Source organism: Methylomicrobium lacus LW14, assembly GCF_000527095.1.
Lineage (GTDB): Bacteria > Pseudomonadota > Gammaproteobacteria > Methylococcales > Methylomonadaceae > Methylomicrobium > Methylomicrobium lacus.
In genome coordinates this window covers 2810821-2831055 of the sequence record NZ_AZUN01000001.1, presented here as the reverse complement: position 1 = coordinate 2831055, position 20235 = coordinate 2810821, and the positions used below count along the sequence as shown (strand labels likewise).

Annotated in this window: 19 protein-coding genes; 18 read left to right on the top strand and 1 reads right to left on the bottom strand. The window is 55.3% G+C overall.

Annotation, left to right across the window (positions count from 1 at the left end; genetic code table 11):
- Positions 1 to 17: 17 nt before the first annotated feature.
- The 18 genes from METLA_RS23855 (at position 18) to gspD (ending at position 18272) form a co-directional block, all read left to right on the top strand.
- Positions 18 to 242, top strand: coding sequence for a DUF4266 domain-containing protein (locus METLA_RS23855; RefSeq protein ID WP_084480137.1), 225 nt, complete (start codon positions 18 to 20; stop codon positions 240 to 242).
- Positions 229 to 2757 (top strand): DUF3570 domain-containing protein, encoded by a 2529-nt coding sequence (locus METLA_RS0113030; RefSeq protein ID WP_024298964.1) that lies wholly within the window; start codon positions 229 to 231, stop codon positions 2755 to 2757. The genes METLA_RS23855 and METLA_RS0113030 overlap by 14 nt, the downstream gene beginning before the upstream one ends.
- 81 nt (positions 2758 to 2838) lie before the next feature.
- Positions 2839 to 3714 (top strand): FAD:protein FMN transferase, encoded by an 876-nt coding sequence (locus tag METLA_RS0113025; RefSeq protein WP_051459778.1) that lies wholly within the window; start codon positions 2839 to 2841, stop codon positions 3712 to 3714.
- Between the two features lie 234 nt (positions 3715 to 3948).
- On the top strand, positions 3949 to 4875 hold the full coding sequence (locus METLA_RS0113020) for a branched-chain amino acid transaminase (protein ID WP_024298962.1): 927 nt from the start codon (positions 3949 to 3951) through the stop codon (positions 4873 to 4875).
- Positions 4876 to 4934: 59 nt separating this feature from the next.
- On the top strand, positions 4935 to 5912 hold the full coding sequence (gene waaF, locus METLA_RS0113015; protein WP_024298961.1) for a lipopolysaccharide heptosyltransferase II: 978 nt from the start codon (positions 4935 to 4937) through the stop codon (positions 5910 to 5912).
- A gap of 6 nt (positions 5913 to 5918) precedes the next feature.
- Complete coding sequence (gene waaC / locus METLA_RS0113010; RefSeq protein ID WP_024298960.1) at positions 5919 to 6914, top strand: lipopolysaccharide heptosyltransferase I; 996 nt, start codon at positions 5919 to 5921, stop codon at positions 6912 to 6914.
- A gap of 138 nt (positions 6915 to 7052) precedes the next feature.
- A complete protein-coding gene (locus tag METLA_RS0113005) occupies positions 7053 to 7349 on the top strand; it encodes a helix-turn-helix domain-containing protein (RefSeq protein WP_152539436.1) in 297 nt (98 codons plus the stop codon).
- A gap of 79 nt (positions 7350 to 7428) precedes the next feature.
- Positions 7429 to 9129 (top strand): type II secretion system ATPase GspE, encoded by a 1701-nt coding sequence (gene gspE, locus METLA_RS0113000; protein ID WP_024298958.1) that lies wholly within the window; start codon positions 7429 to 7431, stop codon positions 9127 to 9129.
- 1 nt (position 9130) lies between these two features.
- On the top strand, positions 9131 to 10348 hold the full coding sequence (locus tag METLA_RS0112995) for a type II secretion system F family protein (protein WP_024298957.1): 1218 nt from the start codon (positions 9131 to 9133) through the stop codon (positions 10346 to 10348).
- A 109-nt stretch (positions 10349 to 10457) separates the two neighbouring features.
- Positions 10458 to 10883 (top strand): type II secretion system major pseudopilin GspG, encoded by a 426-nt coding sequence (gspG, locus tag METLA_RS0112990; RefSeq protein WP_245598794.1) that lies wholly within the window; start codon positions 10458 to 10460, stop codon positions 10881 to 10883.
- Positions 10884 to 10968: 85 nt separating this feature from the next.
- A complete protein-coding gene (locus tag METLA_RS0112985; RefSeq protein WP_024298955.1) occupies positions 10969 to 11445 on the top strand; it encodes a GspH/FimT family protein in 477 nt (158 codons plus the stop codon).
- Positions 11429 to 11896 carry a type IV pilus modification PilV family protein gene (locus METLA_RS0112980; RefSeq protein ID WP_245598793.1) on the top strand — a complete coding sequence of 156 codons (468 nt, stop codon included), beginning with the start codon at positions 11429 to 11431 and terminating at the stop codon, positions 11894 to 11896. The genes METLA_RS0112985 and METLA_RS0112980 overlap by 17 nt, the downstream gene beginning before the upstream one ends.
- The gene (locus METLA_RS0112975) at positions 11883 to 12596 is read left to right on the top strand and encodes a prepilin-type N-terminal cleavage/methylation domain-containing protein (RefSeq protein ID WP_024298953.1); all 714 of its coding nucleotides are present in this window, start codon (positions 11883 to 11885) and stop codon (positions 12594 to 12596) included. The genes METLA_RS0112980 and METLA_RS0112975 overlap by 14 nt, the downstream gene beginning before the upstream one ends.
- Positions 12583 to 13611: a type II secretion system minor pseudopilin gene (locus METLA_RS0112970; protein ID WP_024298952.1), complete on the top strand. Its 1029-nt coding sequence runs from the start codon at positions 12583 to 12585 to the stop codon at positions 13609 to 13611. The genes METLA_RS0112975 and METLA_RS0112970 overlap by 14 nt, the downstream gene beginning before the upstream one ends.
- Positions 13598 to 14716 carry a PilN domain-containing protein gene (locus METLA_RS0112965; protein ID WP_024298951.1) on the top strand — a complete coding sequence of 373 codons (1119 nt, stop codon included), beginning with the start codon at positions 13598 to 13600 and terminating at the stop codon, positions 14714 to 14716. Before METLA_RS0112970 ends, METLA_RS0112965 begins: the two co-directional genes overlap by 14 nt.
- Complete coding sequence (gspM, locus tag METLA_RS0112960; RefSeq protein ID WP_024298950.1) at positions 14697 to 15284, top strand: type II secretion system protein GspM; 588 nt, start codon at positions 14697 to 14699, stop codon at positions 15282 to 15284. The genes METLA_RS0112965 and gspM overlap by 20 nt, the downstream gene beginning before the upstream one ends.
- Complete coding sequence (locus METLA_RS0112955) at positions 15281 to 16042, top strand: hypothetical protein (protein WP_024298949.1); 762 nt, start codon at positions 15281 to 15283, stop codon at positions 16040 to 16042. Before gspM ends, METLA_RS0112955 begins: the two co-directional genes overlap by 4 nt.
- Before the next feature lie 46 nt (positions 16043 to 16088).
- Entirely contained in the window at positions 16089 to 18272 is a 2184-nt protein-coding gene (gene gspD / locus METLA_RS0112950; RefSeq protein WP_029646650.1) for a type II secretion system secretin GspD, read from the top strand.
- 280 nt (positions 18273 to 18552) lie between these two features.
- Here the strand turns inward: gspD and METLA_RS0112945 are convergent, their stop codons facing one another.
- Positions 18553 to 20226, bottom strand: coding sequence for a lytic transglycosylase (locus METLA_RS0112945; protein ID WP_024298947.1), 1674 nt, complete (start codon positions 20224 to 20226; stop codon positions 18553 to 18555).
- Between the last annotated feature and the right edge of the window lie 9 nt (positions 20227 to 20235).

Sequence of the window (20235 nt, the reverse complement as noted above, 5' to 3'; positions counted from 1 at the left end):
TTTCGTACGAGTTATTGATGAATTCATTTTTCAGCACCAAAGCCGCGTTCCTGTTTGCGGCAATCGTCATTTTGGCAGGCTGTGCTAAGGTCGCGCCTTGGGAGCGCGGCAATCTTGCCAAACCACATATGGCGCTTGATCCGTACCCTCTACAAAGTGCATTGCGAGCCCATAGCTATGGAGCTCGCGAGGCCGCCACGGGAGGAAGCTCGTCCGAGGGAGGTGGATGTGGCTGCTATTAAAGGGGATCAGGCGGCATTGGGCGGCGCAAATCCATCTCAATCTCCACTCGGCGCACTGACTGCCGCCGCGTTGGCCTTGCCTGGACTGGTGTGCCATACGGTTCAAGCGGCGGATGATCAGTTCGAAGTTCAATACGGTCATTATCAGGAGGAGAATCGCCAGCTTTTCGGGGTCGAGAGTAAATTTCGTCCGATCGAAGTCGATTCCCTGCAAGGCAGCGGCAACCTCAAATTAACGGACCGCGTCAAGTTTTCCTTCCACTACACGCAGGATACCTGGTCGGGTGCCACGCCGGTCTCGACGGCGCCTTTGGATATGCGTGGCAACAGCACTCTGAACTCCCCTGATGGCGTGACGGGCGCAACCCCACTCATCACTAGTACTGCGCCATTATTTTTCGACTCGCAATTAAATATATTGCGCACGAATGGGTTCGGAAAATTGATCGGTGGCGTCGATAACCGGTTGGTTCATACGCTTTCATCCGCTTCGCCGGAAACTCGGAAACAAGGCGATTTCAAGCTCGGTTACGAATGGGACGAAGCTGCGGTGGATGTCGGTGGCGGCATTTCGTTGGAGGACGACTACGAGTCGCGTTTCGTGAATCTGGGGGGGCGGCTGGATTTCAATCAGAAGTTGACGACTGTGAGCGGCGGATTGAGTTATACCGCTAGCGACACCAAGGCCAGACTGGATCACGATATTCTGGGATATGTCAACACCGACGCATATACCAATCAGATCGAGATTACTGGTGAGAATGGCAAAATCGTTCATGGTAATCGGAAGGATTGGGGCGCGCATTTCGGCCTGACGCAGGTATTGAACAAGAATGCGCTGATCGACGCCGGGCTCGGATATACCTATAGCGATGGCTATATGGAAAACCCCTATAAGGTCGTCGAGATCGCGTTTCTAGAAGCGGCAACAAACCGAGACTATGCCTATTCGGGACAGGTGCAGGCGTTCCTTGAACAAAGGCCGAATGTCCGGCATCAATTAAGCGGCAATGTTGGTTACAAGCAATACATTGGCGCCTTCGATGCGGCATTGCATTTCAATTATCGCTACTATGTCGACGATTGGGGCATCAACGCGCATACTTTCGAAGCGGATTGGGGGCAGCCTTTGGGTCGCGGCTGGACGGTGACTCCGCGAATTCGTTATTACTCGCAGGATGCGGCCGATTTTTACGCGCCTTATCTGACGACCCAGCAGAACTATGCCGATTTGAACCGCAAGTTGCTGCCGGATAATTTTTCGAGCGACCACCGCTTGTCGGGTTATGGCGCGCTGAGCGGCGGCATCACGATCGACAAACAATTCGCGAAGGGCGTCAATATCGGTTTGGGATTCGAGTATTACACCCACCAGGGCGGCCTGAAGCTGGGCGGAAGTGGCGAGGGCGATTACGCCGATTTCGATTACTGGGCCGTCAACGGCGCGCTGAAGGTGAATCTGGAGGCGCTGGCGGCGAGCGGCGATCATGGCAGTCATGCGCACCATCAGCACCATCACGGCGCGATGGCGCCGGCCGGAGTGATGTTTGATCACATGCTCGGCAAGGGCGGCTTCATGGTCGGCTACCGCTATATGTACGGCAGTCAAGGCGGCGACATGCTGCACGGCTCGAATCTGGTCGGCGACCAAGCCATCGTGGCTAACGGCTGCGGGCCGAATCCCTGCTTCGTCAAGCCGAACAGCATGGCGATGCACATGCACATGCTCGACATCATGTATGCGCCGACCGACTGGCTGAATTTGATGGTGATGCCGCAATTCATGGATATGAGCATGACGATGCGGCGTTTGAGCGGGGCGCCGCCGGACGACGAAGCGCCGGACGGCGGCGGTGTACACATTCCGCATCACGTCGAGAACGGCCACGAAACCGGCGGCATCAGCGACATGGGCGTTTATGCCTTATTCAAAGTGCTCGACGCCGGTCATCATCATCTGCACATGGGCCTGGGTCTCAGCATCCCGTTCGGCGACGTCGATATCGAACTGCGTCGCAACCACCAGGTGGACGGCGGTCTGATCCATTACGGCATGCAGCTCGGCAGCGGCACGCTCGATTTCAAACCGAGCGTGACGTATACCGGCAATTACGACAGCTGGTCATGGGGCGCGCAGCTCAGCGGAACCAAGCGGCTCGAAAAAAGCGGCGAAACTGGGTATCGATTAGGCGATATTTTCCAGTCGACCGCCTGGGGCGGCTACAATTTGACGCATTGGCTGTCGGCGAACGTACGTGGCGTCTATACGATCCAAGGTGCAATTGATGGTCAGTTCAACCAATACATCGATCAGCTGGGGCCGATGGATTATCCGATGAACTATGGCGGCCGTTTCTGGGACGTCGGTTTCGGCCTCAATGCCATGGTGCCGGGCGGCGATCTGGCCGGCAATGCGCTGGGCGTCGAATGGCTGCAGCCGGTCGGCACCGATTACAATGGCTATCAGCTGGACCGCGACGGCACCTTGTCGGCGACCTGGCATTATGCCTTCTAGTCGCGCGGGCTGCGCGTTTCAGCCCGCCGCGCTGCCGGGAAACTGAAAGCCTTGCAGTTTTACCGGCACGTCTTCAAGGCCATGGGCACGCCTTGCGAGATTCAGCTTTTTGCGAACACAGGCCAGGCCGCCCGGCGCGCCGCCGAGGCCGCGATGGCCGATGTCGCCCGCCTGGAAGCGCGCTATTCGCGCTATCGCCATGACAGTTTTCTCTCCGAAATCAATCGCGTCGCGGCGGCGGGCGGCCGCATCAGCGTCGACGACGAAACCGCCGGCCTGCTGAATTATGCCGCCACCTGCCATGAACAAAGCGGCGGACTGTTCGATATTACCTCCGGAATTCTGCGGCGCGCCTGGCGCTTTGACAGCGGCGCCTTGCCTGAGCAAGGCTTGATCGACGCACTGCTCGTGAAAGTCGGCTGGGATAAAGTCGTCTGGCAACCGCCGGTTCTCGAATTTCCGTTGCCCGGCATCGAACTCGATTTCGGCGGCGTGGTGAAGGAATACGCCGCCGACCGCGCCGCCGGCCTGTGCTGGTCGGCGGGAATCCGGCACGGGATGATCAATCTGGGCGGCGATATCAACGTGCTGGGGGCGCGCGCGGACGGCAGCCCCTGGCGGATCGGAATTCGCCATCCGCGCCACAAAGACGCGCTGTTGCAAACGGTGGAATTGGCCCGCGGCGCGATGGCCAGCAGCGGCGATTACGAGCGCTGTCTGACCATCGAGGGCGTGCGCTATGGGCACATTTTGAATCCGCGCACCGGCTGGCCGGTCAGGCATCTGGCGTCGGTCAGCGTGATTGCCGATTTCTGCGTGGTGGCCGGCAGCGCCTCGACCATTGCGATGCTGAAAGAGGCAGAGGGCCCGGCCTGGCTGGAGTCGCTCGTGCTGCCGCATCTTTGGGTCGATGTGAACGGCGAGGTGGGCGGCACTCTGCTCGGCGAGACGCGCTGAGTACGGGGCTTGCTTCCAAGGCGAAAAAATGCGCCGCATCAACCTTTTACCGAATCCCGGTATGGCCGGCGCCGACTTTATAGTACAATTCTTCCCTTACACCGGGGCGCATAAATTCAACTACCGGCAGCGTGCGCTTTGATACGAATCGGCGGCGATCGATGCCGCACGGATGTCTCCGGCGGACGAATTTCATATTTATACATTCATTAAGCACACTTTGGAGTATCGGAAATGACGATGGACGATAGAGACGGCTATATCTGGCTGGATGGAAAATGGGTTGACTGGCGCGATGCGAAGACTCACGTCCTGACCCACACGCTGCATTACGGCGGCGGCGTGTTCGAAGGCCTGCGCGCCTACCACGCCGAAAAAGGCACCGCTATCTTCAAGATGAAGGAGCATACCGACCGCCTGTTCCGCTCCGCGCACATCATGAGCATGCCGATGCCGTTCAGCAAGGACGACATCAACGAGGCGCAACGCGACGCGATCTCCAAGAACAATCTCGACAGCGCCTACATCCGCACGATGTGTTTCTACGGCTCCGAAGGCATGGGACTCAGAGCCGACAATCTGAAGGTGCACGTGATGGTGGCGGCCTGGACCTGGGGCGCTTATCTCGGCGCCGACAACATGGAAAAAGGCATACGGATCCGGACCTCGTCCTATACCCGCAATCATGTGAACAGCACGATGCTGAAGGCGAAGGCGAACGGCAACTATATCAACTCAATCCTGGCCTTGCAGGAAGCGAAGGCGAACGGTTATGACGAGGCGCTGCTGCTCGATCATGAAGGCTTCTGCGCCGAAGGCAGCGGCGAGAATCTATTCATCGTCCGTGACGGCAAACTCTATACGCCGGAGACGACTTCCGCGCTGGAAGGCATCACCCGCGACACGATCATGACGATCGCGGCCGAGCAGGGGCTCGAAGTGATCGTCAAACGGATCAGCCGCGACGAAGTGTATATCGCCGACGAAGCGTTCTTTACCGGTTCGGCCGCCGAAGTGACCCCGATCCGCGAGCACGACGGCCGCACGATCGGCAGCGGCAGCCGCGGCCCGATCACCGAGAAACTGCAAGCGCTGTATTTCGATTATGTCCACGGACGCAGGGACGACCATGCCGAATGGTTGACCTATACCGCGAAATAAATTTGCAGTCTAAACCTTTGGGCAAGATACTGGTCGTCGGCCCGTCCTGGGTCGGCGACATGGTAATGGCGCAGAGCCTTTTTATCGCGCTGAAAGCAGGCGACCCTGCCTGCCAAATCGACGTGCTGGCTCCGGCCTGGACCTTTCCGCTGCTGGACAGGATGCCGGAGGTGACCCGATCGATCACGATGCCGCTGACGCACGGTCAGTTCGGTCTGACCGATCGGATCAGGCTCGGCAGGCAACTCCGTAGCGAGGCCTATACCCGCGCCATCGTGCTGCCCAATTCCTGGAAGTCCGCGCTCGTCCCATTCTTTGCGAACATCCCAGTCCGCACCGGCTATATCGGTGAATGCCGTTGGGGCCTGTTGAACGATGCCAGAAGACTCGACAAGCAAAAATTGACGATGACCGTGCAGCGCTTCGTCGCCCTGGCGTTGCCGAAAAACGCGGCGCAGCCTCCCGCCTATCCGATCCCCTCCATTCCGATTGACCCTGAACGGCAGGCGGCGGTCTCCGAAGCTTTTCAAATCCAAACCGGCGGCAACATCCTGGCCTTGTGTCCCGGCGCCGAATACGGCCCTGCCAAACGCTGGCCGAGCGGCCATTTCGCCGAACTGGCGCGTAAGAAGATCGCCGAAGGCTGGCAGGTCTGGTTGTTCGGCTCGGAGAAGGACAGGGCGGTAACCGGGGAAATCAATCAAAAGACCGGCGGATTATGCGTTGATTTTGCCGGCCGCACGCAACTGGATCAGGCGCTCGATCTGTTGTCGCTGGCCACCGCGGTGGTCAGCAACGACTCCGGCCTGATGCATCTGGCGGCCGCGCTCGATAAGCCGCTGATCGCGGTCTACGGCTCGTCCGATCCGGGCTTTACGCCGCCCCTGCATGCCAAGGCCCGAGTCATATCATTGCAGCTGGACTGCGCGCCCTGCTTCAAGCGCGTCTGCCCTTTGTATCCGGAAGGCCATCCGGAGCATGCGCGCTGCCTGAGCGGCATCGGTCCTGAGCGTATTTTAGCGTTGCTGGCCGGGTAATTCAGCGTGCGGATCGCGATCGTCAAACTTTCGGCGTTGGGCGACATCGTGCATGCGATGGTGGCGCTGCAATTCATCAAGGCACAGTTTCCCGAGAGCCGGATCGACTGGATTGTCGAGGAACGCTTTGCGGGCGTGCTGGCGCACAATCCCGACCTGAACCAGATATTGACCGTCAATTTGAAAGCGCTGAAGACCGACAAGTCGCGCTTCTTCGCGGAGCTCAGAAAAATCCGCGCGTTTGCGGAGTGCCACTACGATTGGGTCATCGACGCGCAAGGCCTGATCAAGTCGGCGGTCGTCGCCCGCTTGATCGGCCAAAAGGTCGCCGGTTTCGATGCCGACTCGATACGCGAAAAAGCCGCCTCTTGGGTTTATCATCAGAAAGTCCACTGCGCCTATGATGCGAATACGATAGACCGCAATGCGGCGGTGCTGTCGCGGCCCTTGGGATTTGACATCAGCCGCGAGCAAATCCTGCATAAAACCCCGTTTCTGTTTTATCGGGCCCCATCGCCCTGCCTCGACGACTATCTGCGGCAAGACCGAAAGAACATCGTGCTGGTGACCGGTTCGACCTGGGACAGCCGGAATTACCCGGCCGAAAGCTATGTCAAAATTGCCGAGGCGCTAAAACAAAACTGCCTGGCCGTTTGGGCTAGCGATGAGGAAAAAGCGCGCGCCGAATGGATGGCGGCGCAAAGCGGCTATGTCAAAGCCTTGCCGAAGCTGGATTTGAACAGCCTGAAAGCGTTGATAGCTCGCGCCGATTTATTGATCGGCAACGACACCGGGCCGACGCACATGGCCTGGGCGCTGAACAGGCCGTCGATCACGATCTTCGGACCGACGCCGGTCAGCCGTGTGTATCAGACCGACATCAATCAAGTCGTCAAGTCCGCATCCGTGGTGAATCCTTTCAAATTGAACAAAAACGACTTTTCGATCCGCGAGATCGATGCACGCCTCATCATCGAACGGGCAGCCAGATTAATCGGATAGCAAGAAAGTCGTGGGGATTTATTGCCGCAACGCGTCGATTGTGGAATTAAGTGCCTCAACATTATGTCCTAAGGTCAACGCCGAGGTTTAAGAGCACGAGCGCAGGTTGATCAGCAGCCATGCTAACTATTTCGGCAAATCGCCAAGATTTCAGAGCGGAATGGCCCGGTTTTGCTCGCCGGCGAATTCGGAACGGGCAAGAAACGGGTTGCCGAATCGATTCGCCAAAACGCAAGGCGCGCCGAAGCGGATCAGGATGCAATTCTTTCGGCGATGCGTTATGCTAATTATAATGTGACCAGGGCGGCAAGAGTTTTGCATATTTCTCGCGCCACGCTGTACAGCCTGATCGATAAATATAATTTGCGTTTTGTCTCCAGCCAGGGCAAATCCTCTCGGGACCGGGAGTCATCGGCGACGTCATTAATATTTTAATTCTACTGTCACCCTTAGGTCTTAAAATTGTCATTTTTGCCGGCTCATCACAGTTGAGGGATTCAATATGGAAATCGTAATGGAAAAGGCTGCGACACCTTATCAATCCTTTCTGAACATTCTGCACGATAAAAACAAGCTGTCCGCCAGCGAATTGAAAAAGGTCGAGCGGATGCAGAAGTCTTCGGTTGCGGAAGGGCTGCCGCATTTGCTGGTCAAGCTGGGCTTGTGCTCCGAGCTCGACGTGGCCGATGCGTTTGTCGCGTCGGGGCATTTCGAGAAGACCGTGTCCGGCGAATATCCGTTGGAGCCGCAGTTGCCCGACAGCGTGTCGCTCAGGTTTCTGAAGAACTATCATGTGATCGGGATGGCTAACCGTGACGAAGAGATCGAGGTCACGATGATGGACCCGGAAGATCAATTCGTGATCGATGCGTTGAAACTGGCGACCGGCAAAAGGGTTCTAACGAAGGTTGGTCTGTTGTCCGAAATCGATGCGGCGCTGGAGATGCAATATGGCGAAGGGCGCTCGCAAATGGACAGGATCGTCGATGATCTGAGCGTCGATGAGGTCGGCGAGGAAGATCTGGAGCATTTGAAGGATTTGGCCAGCGAGGCGCCGGTGATCAAGATGGTGAATCTGATCATGCAGCGCGCGATCGAAACGAAGGCGTCGGATATTCATATCGAGCCGTTCGAGCATACCTTGAAGGTCCGGCTGCGCATCGACGGCGTGTTGCAGGACATCAATTCGCCGCCGGTCAAGTCGACCGCCGCGGTGATTTCGCGGATCAAGATCATGGCGAAGCTGAACATCGCCGAACGCCGGCTGCCGCAGGATGGCCGCATCAAGGTGCAGATGCTCGGCAAGGAGCTCGATTTGCGGGTGTCGACGATCCCGACGATGTACGGCGAAAGCGTGGTGATCCGTTTGCTGGACAAGGAAAACATGGTGTTCGATTTCGCGGCGCTCGGTTTTTCGGGGCGGCATTCGGAGCAATTCCTCGAAGTGTTGGCGCAGCCGCACGGCATCATCCTGATTACCGGTCCGACCGGTAGCGGTAAATCGACCTCGCTGTATGCGGCGTTGAAGATGCTGAATACCTCCGAACGCAAGATCATCACGGTCGAGGACCCGGTCGAATACCAATTGGAAGGCGTCAATCAGATTCAGGCCAAGCCGCAGATCGGCCTGACCTTTGCGGCCGCGTTGCGGTCGATCGTCCGGCAGGACCCGGATGTGATCATGATCGGCGAAATGCGCGATCTCGAGACCGCCAAAATCGCGGTGCAATCGGCATTGACCGGTCACTTGGTGCTGTCGACGCTGCATACGAATGATGCGGCGGGCGGCGTCACGCGTCTTCTGGACATGGGGCTGGAAGAATATCTGTTGAGTTCGACCGTTAACGGCATTTTGGCGCAGCGTCTGGTCAGAAAATTGTGTCCGCACTGCAAGGAGGGCCATCCGGCGCCGCCCGAGCTGGTTACCGAATTGAATCTCAAGCGTTATCAGCCGGAAGGCGACATCACATTATTCAAACCGGTCGGCTGCGCCTCCTGCGGCGGCGTGGGCTACCGCGGACGTCTGGCGATCATCGAGTTTTTGCAGATGACCGATCCGCTGCGCAAATTGATCATGGCGCACGAAGAAGCCGGCGAGATCCAGAAACTGGCGGTCGCAGAGGGCATGCGGACGATGTACGAAGACGGCCTGAACAAGGTGGTGCAGGGCGTCACGACCCTCGAGGAAGTGTTGCGCGTCACGACGGAAGCCTGATATGCCGCTGTATGCCTATAAAGCGATCAACAGCCTCGGCGAAACCGAGGAAGGGGTGCGGGATGCCAGCGACGAGGCCAGCCTGATCGGCCTGTTACAGGCGGAAGGCTACATTCCGATCAAGGTCAGCCCGGCCAGCGCAAAAAATTTTCTCGGCCTGAGTCTGGGAGCAAAACAGACCAAGCTGAGTCAAAAGGAAATCGGCATGTTTACCAGTGAACTGGCGACCCTGCTTGATTCCGGCTTGCCGTTGGATAAGTCGCTGACCGTGTTGATCGATCTGACCGAAGACAATGAAAAACTGAGCAAGCTGATTGCGAGGGTGTTGGAAAAGGTCAAGGGCGGCTCGTCCCTGGCCGACGCGCTGGACAAGCAGCCCGGCGTTTTTTCGCGTTTCTATCTGAACATGATTCGGGCTGGCGAGGCTGGCGGCAGCCTGGGCGATGTGTTGAACCGGCTGGCGGAATATCTGGAGCGCTCGCGCGAATTGAAGGACACGGTCAGCACCGCGCTGATCTATCCGGCGGTGTTGTTGGTGATGTCGCTGGCGTCGCTGTTCGTGATGCTGATTTTTGTGGTGCCGCAGTTTACCGAAATGTTTGAAAGCGCGGGCCAGCAATTGCCGGTGTCGACGCAGATCGTGGTCGGCCTCGCCGAATGGCTGCAGAGCTATTGGTGGCTATTGATCGGCGGCGCGATTTTTGCGGTCAGCTATATGCGCTTTCAATTGGCCGATCCGGTCAGAAAGAAGGTGTGGGACGGCCGTTTTCTGAAACTGCCGCTTGCCGACATGGTTATCGTGAACAAGGAAACCGCGAACATGACCCGGACCCTGGGAACTTTATTGGGCAATGGCGTTTCCATACTTTCCGCCTTGGTCATCGTCAAGGAGACCGTGGACAATCTGGTGCTGGTCGACGCGATCCAGTTTGCGGAAGAGGAGTTGAAGCAGGGCAAACGGATGTCCGATGCCTTGGTCAAAACCGGAATTTTTCCCAAAATGGCCGTGCAAATGATTAGAATGGGCGAAGAAACCGGGCATCTGGAAGAAATGCTGCTGCGTGTGGCCGAAATCTACGATAAACAGTTGAGAATCGCGATTCAGCGCATGCTGGCCTTGCTGGAGCCGGCCTTGATCATCACCCTGGGGCTGATGATCGCCGGCATCATCGTCTCGATTCTGCTGGCCATTTTGAGCGTCAATGATTTGGCTTTCTAAAGCGATGGCGTTTGGCGGGGCAGGGCGAAAGCCCCGCGGCCGTGCCGTTTTGAGAGTGAAGAGAAGTTTTTATATAAATTAAACATTGCTAATGGATAATGACAAACACATGAGACACATTTATCGTAAACAGAGCGGTTTTACCCTGTTGGAATTATTGGTCGTGTTGGCGATCATTTCGATGCTGGCCGGTCTGGTCGGACCGAAAGTCATGAAACATATGGCGGAAGCCAAGAGCAAAGCCGCAAAAGTACAGATTTCCGAATTGAGTCAGGCGCTGGAAATGTACAAGCTGGACATGGACCGTTATCCTACGTCTTCCCAAGGCTTGGCGGCGCTGGTCGAGTCGTCCGATAATGCAAAGCGCTGGAATGGCCCTTATCTGGGCAAGTCAAAAGTGCCGCTGGACCCGTGGCAAAATGAATACCATTATGTTGCACCGGGCGAACATGGGCCCTTCGATCTGTTTTCTTTCGGTGCGGATGAAAAAGAAGGCGGCGAAGGCGAGAATCGGGATGTGCTGAGCTGGGAGTAAATCCCTGCTCGCGCCGCTTGCAGCGATGGATATGTTGCCCGATCATAAGTCCTCTTGGCCGCTGCGGATAACGCGCTGAAATGATATGAGGCCTCTCTTGCAGGTTTCGCTGCGCCGATCCCAAGGATTTACCTTGCTCGAACTGCTGATCGTACTGGTCATCATCGTTCTCGGGTTTTCGGTCGTCGCGTTAAATTTATCCTCAGGCACAGGCGCTTTTGAGCACAAGGCCGTGGTCAGGGACGTCGTGTCCGCGTTGCGGTATGCCAGGGGCCAGGCGCTGATGAGGCATCAGGAGATGACCGTGGCGTTCGATCTTGCCAACAATACGTATAAGGTAGGCGACCGTGACAAGGACTATTCGATACCCGAGTCGATTGCGGTGACGGTGGTGACAGCGCAGAGCGAACTGACCGGAGAGGGTCAGGCCAATATCCGCTTTTTTGCGGACGGCTCTTCGACCGGCGGGCGGGTGGTTTTGGACCGAGGCGAGGTGTCGAAGCAAATCGACATCAACTGGCTGACCGGTCAACTCGAAGTCGAAGATGTTACGCGCGACTGACCGGAGCCAGGCGATGCTTGCGATGCAAAGACAGCTTAAATTTCAGCGCGGCTTTTCGTTGCTCGAAATTCTGGTGGCTTTTTCGATCATGGCAATCGCCTTGGGCGTGTTATTGAATATTTTTTCTTCGGGTCTGCGCAATGCAACGGTTTCGGAAGACTATACCGCCGCGGTGCAGATCGCCGAGGCCATGATCGCGATGCCGGGTGTCGAAGGCCCCTTGCAGTCAGGGCAGGCGTCCGGCGTGGTAAATGATAAATATCGTTGGGATCTGACGGTAACGCCTTTTGTTTTGACCGCCGAAGGGATCGATACGCAGGCCATTCCCGCCCAGTTATTCATGGTCACTGCCACGGTCAGCTGGGGAGGGCAAAATCGCCGAGGCGGTGGCGCAAGGCAGTTCGAGCTGACAAAGCTGAAATTGGCGGGGGTTGCCGTTGCGAAGCCCTAAGTCGGTTCAAGGTTTTACGCTGATTGAAGTGCTGCTGGCGATGACTCTGCTCAGCGTGATGATGACGCTGTTGTTTGTCAGCTTGAAAATGTGCGCGGAAAGCTGGGAAAAGGGCGAGAAAAAAATTTTTGAAGTCAGCGAAACCGCCGGCGTCGTCAATTTTTTTCAGCGCCATTTGGTGATGGCGAAGCCCCTCTGGAATGATTTTACCAAGGAAGAACGGCTTTTTTCCTTTCAAGGCGATCGCCAGACGTTGCAGTTCGTCTCTTCTTTTCCGGCCAGCGCGGGCAGAGCCGGCTTGCAGCTGTTCACGATACAATTACTGAACGAAAACAGGGAAAATGTCATAAAAGTGACGATTGCGCCGTTTTATCCTGTTGCCGAGGGCGATGAATGGATCACTGAAGAAGAGACCTTGATCAGGCATGTCGGCAATTTTTCGCTGGCCTATTTCGGCCAGGAAGCCGGAGAAAGCGAGAGCCGTTGGCAGGACCAATGGCTGCAAAGGGAGGAATTGCCCAAATTGGTCAAAATCAAGGTCGATCTTGAAAATCAAGTGTTCTGGCCGGAAATGACTTTCGAGTTAAAATTGGCGGGCGCCACAGATGCTTCAGGGGTGGCATCGGATCAATCCGGCGATGAAGATAGTCAGGATGCCCAAGGCGATGAGGAGGGCGCGCAAGACAATGCTGACGAATAATTCCGGAGGCCGCTGCGGAGATTTGATGGCGTTGCGCATGCGGCCGCTTGCGTTCGCCATGCCGAGACACCAAGGCTTTGCCTTGGTGTTGGTGCTGTGGGTGTTGTCGTTGTTGATGATCATGGCGGCAAGCTTTTCTCTGACGATGCGGCGAGAAACCGGGGTGATAGCCGGCCTCACCGGCGGCGCGCAGGCTCTGGCGGCGGCCGAATCCGGCATCGCGATGGCACAGATGATGCTGATGAACCCGGACCCGGCCAAGCGCTGGCATACCGACGGTAATATTTATCAGATACAATTTCTGAATGCGTTGGTCAGAATCCGCTTGCAAAGCGAAACCGGCAAGATCGATGTGAACAACGCGAATCAGGTGCAGCTGCAGCAACTGATGGCGCAAGTTCCCATTGACGAGGAAAAACAGACCGCTTTGGTTTCGGCAATCATGGATTGGCGCGATCCTGACGACCTCGTCAACATCGAGGGGGCGGAAAAAAAAGAATATAAAGAGGCGGGCAAACTGTATCAGCCGAGAAATAAGCCGTTTCAGTCGCTTGAAGAACTGCAAATGGTATTGGGCATGGATGAGACGATTTTGAAGCAATTGGAGCCCTTGGTCACGATATACTCCGGGCAGCCGCAAGTCGATTTGGCGCAGGCATCGAGAGAAGTGATGCTGGCTTTGGGATTGGATGCGGCGCTGGTGGAGCAATGCATGGAATTGCGCAGGCAAAGTGCGATAACCGGGTTGCCGATGCAGCCTGTGAGCTTGGGGCCGGGTTTCAATTGCGGATCGGGACAGGGCAACATCATTGAAATTATTGCCGAATCTCAACTTGAGAATGGTTCGGGCGCTATAATAAAAACCATCGTGACCTATAATCAGGTGGTGGGCGGAACGGCGGGCGGCGCGTTGCCGTTTCAAACTTTAAGCTGGAAACGCGAAGAAAGAGCCGATACATCGTTATTTTCCGAGGACAAGGACTCATTATTAGTGACGCCGAATGCTAAATCTTAATTCGACAATCGAACTGGATTTTAAAAAGTTCTTTAGATGGTGGCGGAAAGAGCTCGCTTTTTTGGTGCCTGAAAAACTCAGGGCGCTCATTAGCGACAAGCACGATACGGTCATCATAAGGACCCAGGGCAATCAATTCGAATTGACTTACGCCGGCGAGGCGCAAGAGCCTTTGGCCGTGCTGAGCCGTAATGAAGAAGGCGCTGCGCAATTCAGTGAATTGTTGGCAACGGATGAACGGCTCGCCAAGGCCCATTTTATTGTGCGTCTGCATCGTGCGGAAGGGATTTGCCGGGAGCTGGCGTTGCCGGCGGCCGCCAAAGAAAATCTGGCACAGGTGGTTGCCTACGAATTGGCGAGATTTACGCCGTTTAAACCGGAACAGGTCTATTTTGCGGTAAAATTACTGGATACGGCGGCTGAGCCCGGGCTGATCCAGGTGCTGCTGATATTGACCCCGCGCGAAGTGTTGGATGGCCTTTATGCGGATCTTACCGCGCTTGGAATTGCACCGTTATTCGCGGATTATGAAGACGCGGAAAATGATTTGGAGCAACTCGACGCAGCCTACGATTTATTCCCGGAGTGGCTCGGCGCCAACACCAGTAAAACCTCCCATCTGATCTATGCGGCGCTGGCGGGGGGCGTGATTCTGCTATTGGCGGCGGTGTTGTTCTTGCCTGTGCTGTTTGAATATCAGACGGTCACGCTGTTGCAGGAAAAAATCGATGCGATAGAGAAAGATGCCAAGAAGATCAAAGGCATGCAGGCAGAGATCGATGCCGTGATAGCGGAAACCGAAGATTTGATCAAGGCGAAAAACGCTTCGCCGCCCGTCATCGAGATGCTGAATACGCTGAGCGCCTTGATCAAGGACGACACTACCTGGCTGACTTATTTGCAGTTTGCGGACGGCCATCTGCAGATACAAGGCGAATCGCCTTCCGCTTCCGGCTTGATTGCGGTGCTGGAAGATTCGGAAACCTTTGCGAATGCCAAATTCGTTTCGCCGGTGACTCAGGATACGACGACCGGTTTTGAGCGTTTTCAGATAACGGCCGATATTGTCAAAGCGGAACAGTCCGGTGAGCAAAGAAAAGAATAGGAACATACAGCGCGGGTTGGCCGTCGGTCTTCTGGCCGCGGTGATTTTGCTGCTGATCGCGGTTGTTTTTGTGCCGGCGGTCAGCAAGTGGATGGATCTGCACGAAGAAAAAGGCCAGCTTGCGCTTAAATTGAGGCAATATGAAAGGATATTGGCCGGCAAGGATGCGGTGATCGATAGCGTCGGCACCGTCAAGGAAGCGATCCAGGAGCAAAACTATTTCAATAGCCAAAGTACCGAGGCGCTGGCTTCGGCCGAAGTGCAGGAGTTCATTAAGAAAGCGATCGTGGATGCGGGCGGCCAACTCAGCAGCACGCAAGCCTTGCCGGTAAAAAGCAAGGACAAATTCAGCCTGTTGACGGTCAGCGTGCGCATGACCGGCAATTCGGAGGTGTTGCGCTCAGTCCTCTATCGGCTGGAAACATCGACTCCGCTGATTATCATCGATCAGTTGGACATCCGGCCCATGCGCGGAGTCAGGAATCGGAACACCCGGCAGATTGAACAGACCAATGACTTGAATGTGAATTTTCAGGCGGTCAGTTTTATGAGAAAGAAGGCCGAATGAATATCAATATTAAAATTTTAAAATTGGTATCGGCTATTTGCGCGGCATTGCTCGTTATTATCGTTGCCGAATGGCTGCTCGCGAAATTTTCCGAAAGCCGCCTGCTGAGCTCAATCGAGTCTTCAACGTCGTCGGATTTTTCCAGCGAGCAGATTCCGGAAGTGGATCTGGGCGCGAAAACCGAGGAAAGTTATGTCGATCTGGTTGCCAGGCCGTTATTTTTAAAAGGCAGAAAACCGGTAGAAGAAGCTAGCTCCGAAAAAGAGAAGGAGCAAATCGGCAGCGAAACCTTTGATTGGCGCCTGGACGGAATTTTTACCGGAAAAAATGGCTTGTCCGCGTTGTTGAGCCGCACCAAGGACGCCGCCGTTGCCCCGGCCGTGGCGGGAGCCGTGCCTTCTGCGGCGCCCGGAGCAAAGGGCAAAGCCGATAACTATCGGAAAGTCGCGGAAAATGAGGACGTGGACGGCTGGCGCTTGACGAAGATCAAACCGGATCGGGTGGTTTTTGAGTTAGGCGGGGAATCCAAGGAATTGGTACTGAGAAAACCCAAGCCCAAGGAGTTGCCGCCGGAGCAAATTAAAAACCAGAATACGCAACAACAAAATCCGCGGCGGAATGCACAGCGACCGCTCGCAAAAACAAACGACACAGGACAAATACAGGACGATGCTATCCGGCGAAGGCTTAACAGAAGGCAACCCGTTGAATCCGAACCCGCTGAAGATGAATCCGAGACTAGCGAAAATGAAGAATAATTCAACCACCTTAAAAACAGCTTCATGTTTAGTTGCGGCGGGTTTAATGCTTTCCGGTTGCGAGTTTATGGGGCCGAAACCGGCGGAAAAACTGAAGTTGACGCCGGTATCCGAACCGGCTTTAAACGAAAACTCCGGCGTTTTATTTGAAGAACTGCAAAATAAAAAAGCGACTGAAGAGTCTTTAAAGTCAAAAATCGAGTTGTATCCTGCTTCCGGCCGTTTTTCGCCAAGACCATCATCGAGGGCGGGCGGCGGCTCCAGACAGCCGCAAGCCAAATCGGCTGGGCCCGGCACTTATAGCCTGAATTTCGACGAAGCCGATCTCGGCGAAGTCTCGAAGGTGATTTTAAGCGATATCCTGGGGCAGAATTATGTGTTGAGCCCGAAGGTTGCCGGTAAAGTGACCTTGCAGACGACCGAACCCTTGACCAAGGAAGAACTGCTGCCGGCTCTGGAAATGGTGTTGCGATTGAATAATGCGGCGCTGGTCAAGGAGGGGCGGATTTACCATATCGAGCCGGCCGCGGATGCCGTGTATAGCGCCGGCGTGGGGCAAGGCGCGGGTCAGGCGGGTTTTCAAAGCCGCGCGATTCCGATCCGCTATGTGGCGGCGGCCGATCTGCTCGAAGTGATCAAGCCGCTGTTGCAGGAAAAAACCGGCATCAGTGTGGATCCCGGCAGAAACGCGCTGATCGTTTCCGGGTCATCCGCGGAACTTGAGCGTATCATGGAATTGGTCGCCACCTTCGATATCGATGTGCTGCGCGGCCGCTCGTTCGGTCTGTTTACTTTGGAGCATGCGGCTCCCGAGGACGTTATCAAGGAGCTGGAGGCCGTGTTCGATTTGAAGGGCGGAGAAGAGGGCGGTGATTTTTTCCGCTTTTTGCCGATTGAGCGCTTGAATGCGGTATTGGCGATTACGCAGCAGCAGAACTATTTGCGCGATATTGAAAGCTGGGTGTACCGATTAGACCGGGCGACTTCGGCGCATGGCGGCGGCGTCAATGTCTATCGTGTTCAGCACATGGATGCGGTCGAATTGGCTGACGAATTGAACGCGATCTTTACCGGCGCCGCGATGCCGAGCAAGCAGGCCAAAGTCGCGCCAGGTCAAACGGCGGCTACGATAACCAATAAAAGTTCTACCGAAAAGACTAAGAGTTCGCAGCGGACGGCATCAACCGGAAAGACCGGCGATGCCTCGGTTTCCAATGTCGGTGAAAATGTCAGGATCATTGCCGATGAAGCGAACAATTCGGTTGTGGTCGTGGCGACGCCTCAGGAGTATGAGGTAATCCATAAAGTGATCACGCAGCTTGACGTCATGCCATTGCAGGTGTTGGTGGATGCCCAGATCGTCTCCGTCTCGTTGACCGATAATTTGGAATACGGCATCAGGTGGTACATCGAACACTCGTATGCGGGGGGAACTGGTGTTGCACAAAACAGAGGTGCACCCTTAAACTCGTCGACGCCAACTGCCGATGTAGGTATAAAATCGCTTGCGCTTGCGGCCGCTACGGGGGGATTCGGTTATGCTTTCGCAAGCGATTCAGGTGATATCCGAGCCCTTTTAACCTCAGAAGCGAACAAAGGTAAAGTCAACGTCATCTCGACGCCCTCCTTGATGGTCTTGAATAACCAGGAGGCATCAATTCAGGTCGGTGACGAAATTCCGTTAAGAACCTCGCAATCCACGAATGTCACCAATGTCAACTCAACAACCCCTATTATTGGAAATAGTAGTACCCAGACTTCGGGTGGATTAGTCACCAGCGGCATCCAACAGCGTAAAACCGGTGTGAAATTGAAGGTTAAGCCGAGGGTTAACGCCAATGGCATGGTCATCATGGATATCGAACAAAGCGTCGAAAGACCCGTTCAAACCCAGTCCAGCCAAATCGACTCACCAACGATCCAAACCCGCGAAATCACAAGCAATGTGGCGGTTTTAAGCGGGGAAACCATCGTGCTCGGTGGTTTAATCGACGACAATAGAAGCGTGGTAAAAGGAGGCTTTCCCTTTTTACATGAATTACCGTTGATTGGACCGTTGTTCGGTAACACGTCAAATACTCTGGCTCGAACTGAGCTGGTGGTTCTCATTACTCCGCGCGTCGTGAAATCCAATCAGGATTCAAGGCAGATAGCTAATGAATTCAAACGCAAACTGACCGGAATTTATGAAGACACTCCGGCGCCCTCACAGGGTTCACGGGTGAATTAGTCGGAACGGAAGCAGTCAGCGATGAGCGTGCTGCATGGGAACGAGAAAAAAGCATAACCGCTAGCGTTCCCGCGCTCATCGTGATACACAAAGATTCACGAAAGGGATCGCTCATTTTCTTGTTCCCAGGCCCATCCCGCTTGGGAGCCCATGACGCGAAGCGCCTGCTTCTCTGGGTGCCGGACGGGAGATACATCCCGTCCGTAACGTTTCACGGCCTTGGGCATGTATAACAATGAAATTCGCGTGGCGGTTACAGGACGAAACCGCCAGGGGCGGGTTAAATCGTTGAGTGGCTGCTATCCACCAAAACTTTCAGTGTTTGGCCGGGCTGTAAACCTTTAGACAACGCTACCGCGTTTGATTTGCGCAGATCGGTCACCGAAATATTGAATTTTCTGGAAAGCTGGGTCAGCGTATCGCCTTTTCTGACGGTGTAGCGGATCAAGCGCAGGCTGTTTGAGGAGGAAGCGACCTGTTGCTCGCGGCCTTTGATCGTCAGCTTGCGTCCGGGCGTCAGCGCGGCGTTTAAGCTGACACGGTTCCAGCTTGCCAATTCCTTGGGGCTGACGGCGTAACGCCGGGCAATGTTATAGAAAGTATCGCCTTTTTTCACGGTGTGGTAGCTTTCCGCGGCGCGGGAAGCCTTGGCTAAGATAAGCGATTTGGCGCTTGGGTTGGCGGCTGCAGACGGAATCTTCAAGATCGAACCGTAATTAACCGAGTTTCTCGCCAAATGATTGGTGCTGCGCAGGTTTTGCACCGTCGTATGATTTCTTTGGGCGATCGACGCCAAGGTTTCGCCGCGTTTGACCCTGTAGCTTGCAAAATTTTGCGCCAAAGACGGGCGCGCCTCTGCGGGTTTGATCACAGTGGGCTCGGGCTTATGATAATTCGATTCGGCAATGATCTGTTCTTCCTGTTCCGCGACCAGTTTCGAGTAGTTGACGCGCTCGTAATAGGGTATCTCGGCCAGATTCTTCTTAAACAGCGGCGCGTTTTTTACCGGTATCAACAAGCGATGCGGCCCGTCCGGCGCGGTGCACCAGCGATTGAAGCCCGGGTTTAATTTGAGAAACTCGCTGAGCGGTGTGTTGGCCATCCGCGCGGCCTTGCTGAGATCGATCGGCGCCTTGATGTCGACGACTTCGAAATAAGGTTTGTTCGGGATGTGGCGCAGAGGAATATTATAGCGCTCGGCGTTCGCGAAAATCTTGGCGACGGCGAGCAGCTTCGGCACGTAATGGTAGGTCTCATCGGGAAGGTTCAGCGACCAGTAATCGGTCGGCAAGTCCATGTCCTCGTTTTTTTCGATACATTTTCTGACATTGCCCTTGCCGTAGTTATAGGAGGCCAGAGCCAGCAGCCAGTCGCCGTTAAAGTTTTCGCTGAGCTGCTTCAAATAAGACGTCGCCGCTTTGGTTGACGCATAGACATCGCGGCGTCCGTCGTACCAGGAATTTTGCTTGAGTCCGAACTCTTGGCCGGTGGAAGGAATAAATTGCCAAAGCCCGGAGGCGGCGCTCTTTGAATAGGCGTCGGGAACAAATGAGCTTTCCACGACCGGCAACAAGGCCAATTCGCCCGGAATGTGCTTGGCCTCGATCTCATCGAGGATGAGGTGCAAATAGGGTTCCGCGCGTTGCTGCAAGGAAACGAGCGATTGCGGATGCTGAAGATACCAGCTGATCTCGCGATCAACGCGCTCGTTATCGATTTCGGGCAGGGCATAGAGCGATAACAGGCGCTCCCATACCGTTTCGTATTGGCCGCCGTGGCTTTTGCTATGCGAACGGTTAGAAAATCGACCGAAAAAACTACTGTCATCAGCTGAAACTTGCGGCGGCCTGTCGTAGGTGTGCAAGGAATCTTTTGAAGTCTGGGAGCAGCCAGCGGCGATCAACGAGAGCGACAGGGACAATAATTTGACTGACCTGTTAGAATTAATTTGCATTTTCTAACC

Excerpts from the sequence above, each read along its gene's own strand:
- METLA_RS0112995 (WP_024298957.1), top strand. The coding sequence starts at position 9,131 with ATGCCGCTGTATGCCTATAAAGCGATCAACAGCCTCGGCGAAACCGAG.
- gspG (WP_245598794.1), top strand. The coding sequence starts at position 10,458 with ATGAGACACATTTATCGTAAACAGAGCGGTTTTACCCTGTTGGAATTA.
- METLA_RS0113020 (WP_024298962.1), top strand. The coding sequence starts at position 3,949 with ATGACGATGGACGATAGAGACGGCTATATCTGGCTGGATGGAAAATGG.
- METLA_RS0112980 (WP_245598793.1), top strand. The coding sequence starts at position 11,429 with ATGTTACGCGCGACTGACCGGAGCCAGGCGATGCTTGCGATGCAAAGA.
- METLA_RS0112945 (WP_024298947.1), bottom strand. The coding sequence starts at position 20,226 with ATGCAAATTAATTCTAACAGGTCAGTCAAATTATTGTCCCTGTCGCTC.
- gspD (WP_029646650.1), top strand. The coding sequence starts at position 16,089 with ATGCTTTCCGGTTGCGAGTTTATGGGGCCGAAACCGGCGGAAAAACTG.
- METLA_RS0113025 (WP_051459778.1), top strand. The coding sequence starts at position 2,839 with ATGGGCACGCCTTGCGAGATTCAGCTTTTTGCGAACACAGGCCAGGCC.
- METLA_RS23855 (WP_084480137.1), top strand. The coding sequence starts at position 18 with ATGAATTCATTTTTCAGCACCAAAGCCGCGTTCCTGTTTGCGGCAATC.
- gspE (WP_024298958.1), top strand. The coding sequence starts at position 7,429 with ATGGAAAAGGCTGCGACACCTTATCAATCCTTTCTGAACATTCTGCAC.
- METLA_RS0112955 (WP_024298949.1), top strand. The coding sequence starts at position 15,281 with ATGAATATCAATATTAAAATTTTAAAATTGGTATCGGCTATTTGCGCG.
- METLA_RS0112985 (WP_024298955.1), top strand. The coding sequence starts at position 10,969 with ATGAGGCCTCTCTTGCAGGTTTCGCTGCGCCGATCCCAAGGATTTACC.
- METLA_RS0112970 (WP_024298952.1), top strand. The coding sequence starts at position 12,583 with ATGCTGACGAATAATTCCGGAGGCCGCTGCGGAGATTTGATGGCGTTG.
- METLA_RS0112965 (WP_024298951.1), top strand. The coding sequence starts at position 13,598 with ATGCTAAATCTTAATTCGACAATCGAACTGGATTTTAAAAAGTTCTTT.
- waaF (WP_024298961.1), top strand. The coding sequence starts at position 4,935 with ATGGTAATGGCGCAGAGCCTTTTTATCGCGCTGAAAGCAGGCGACCCT.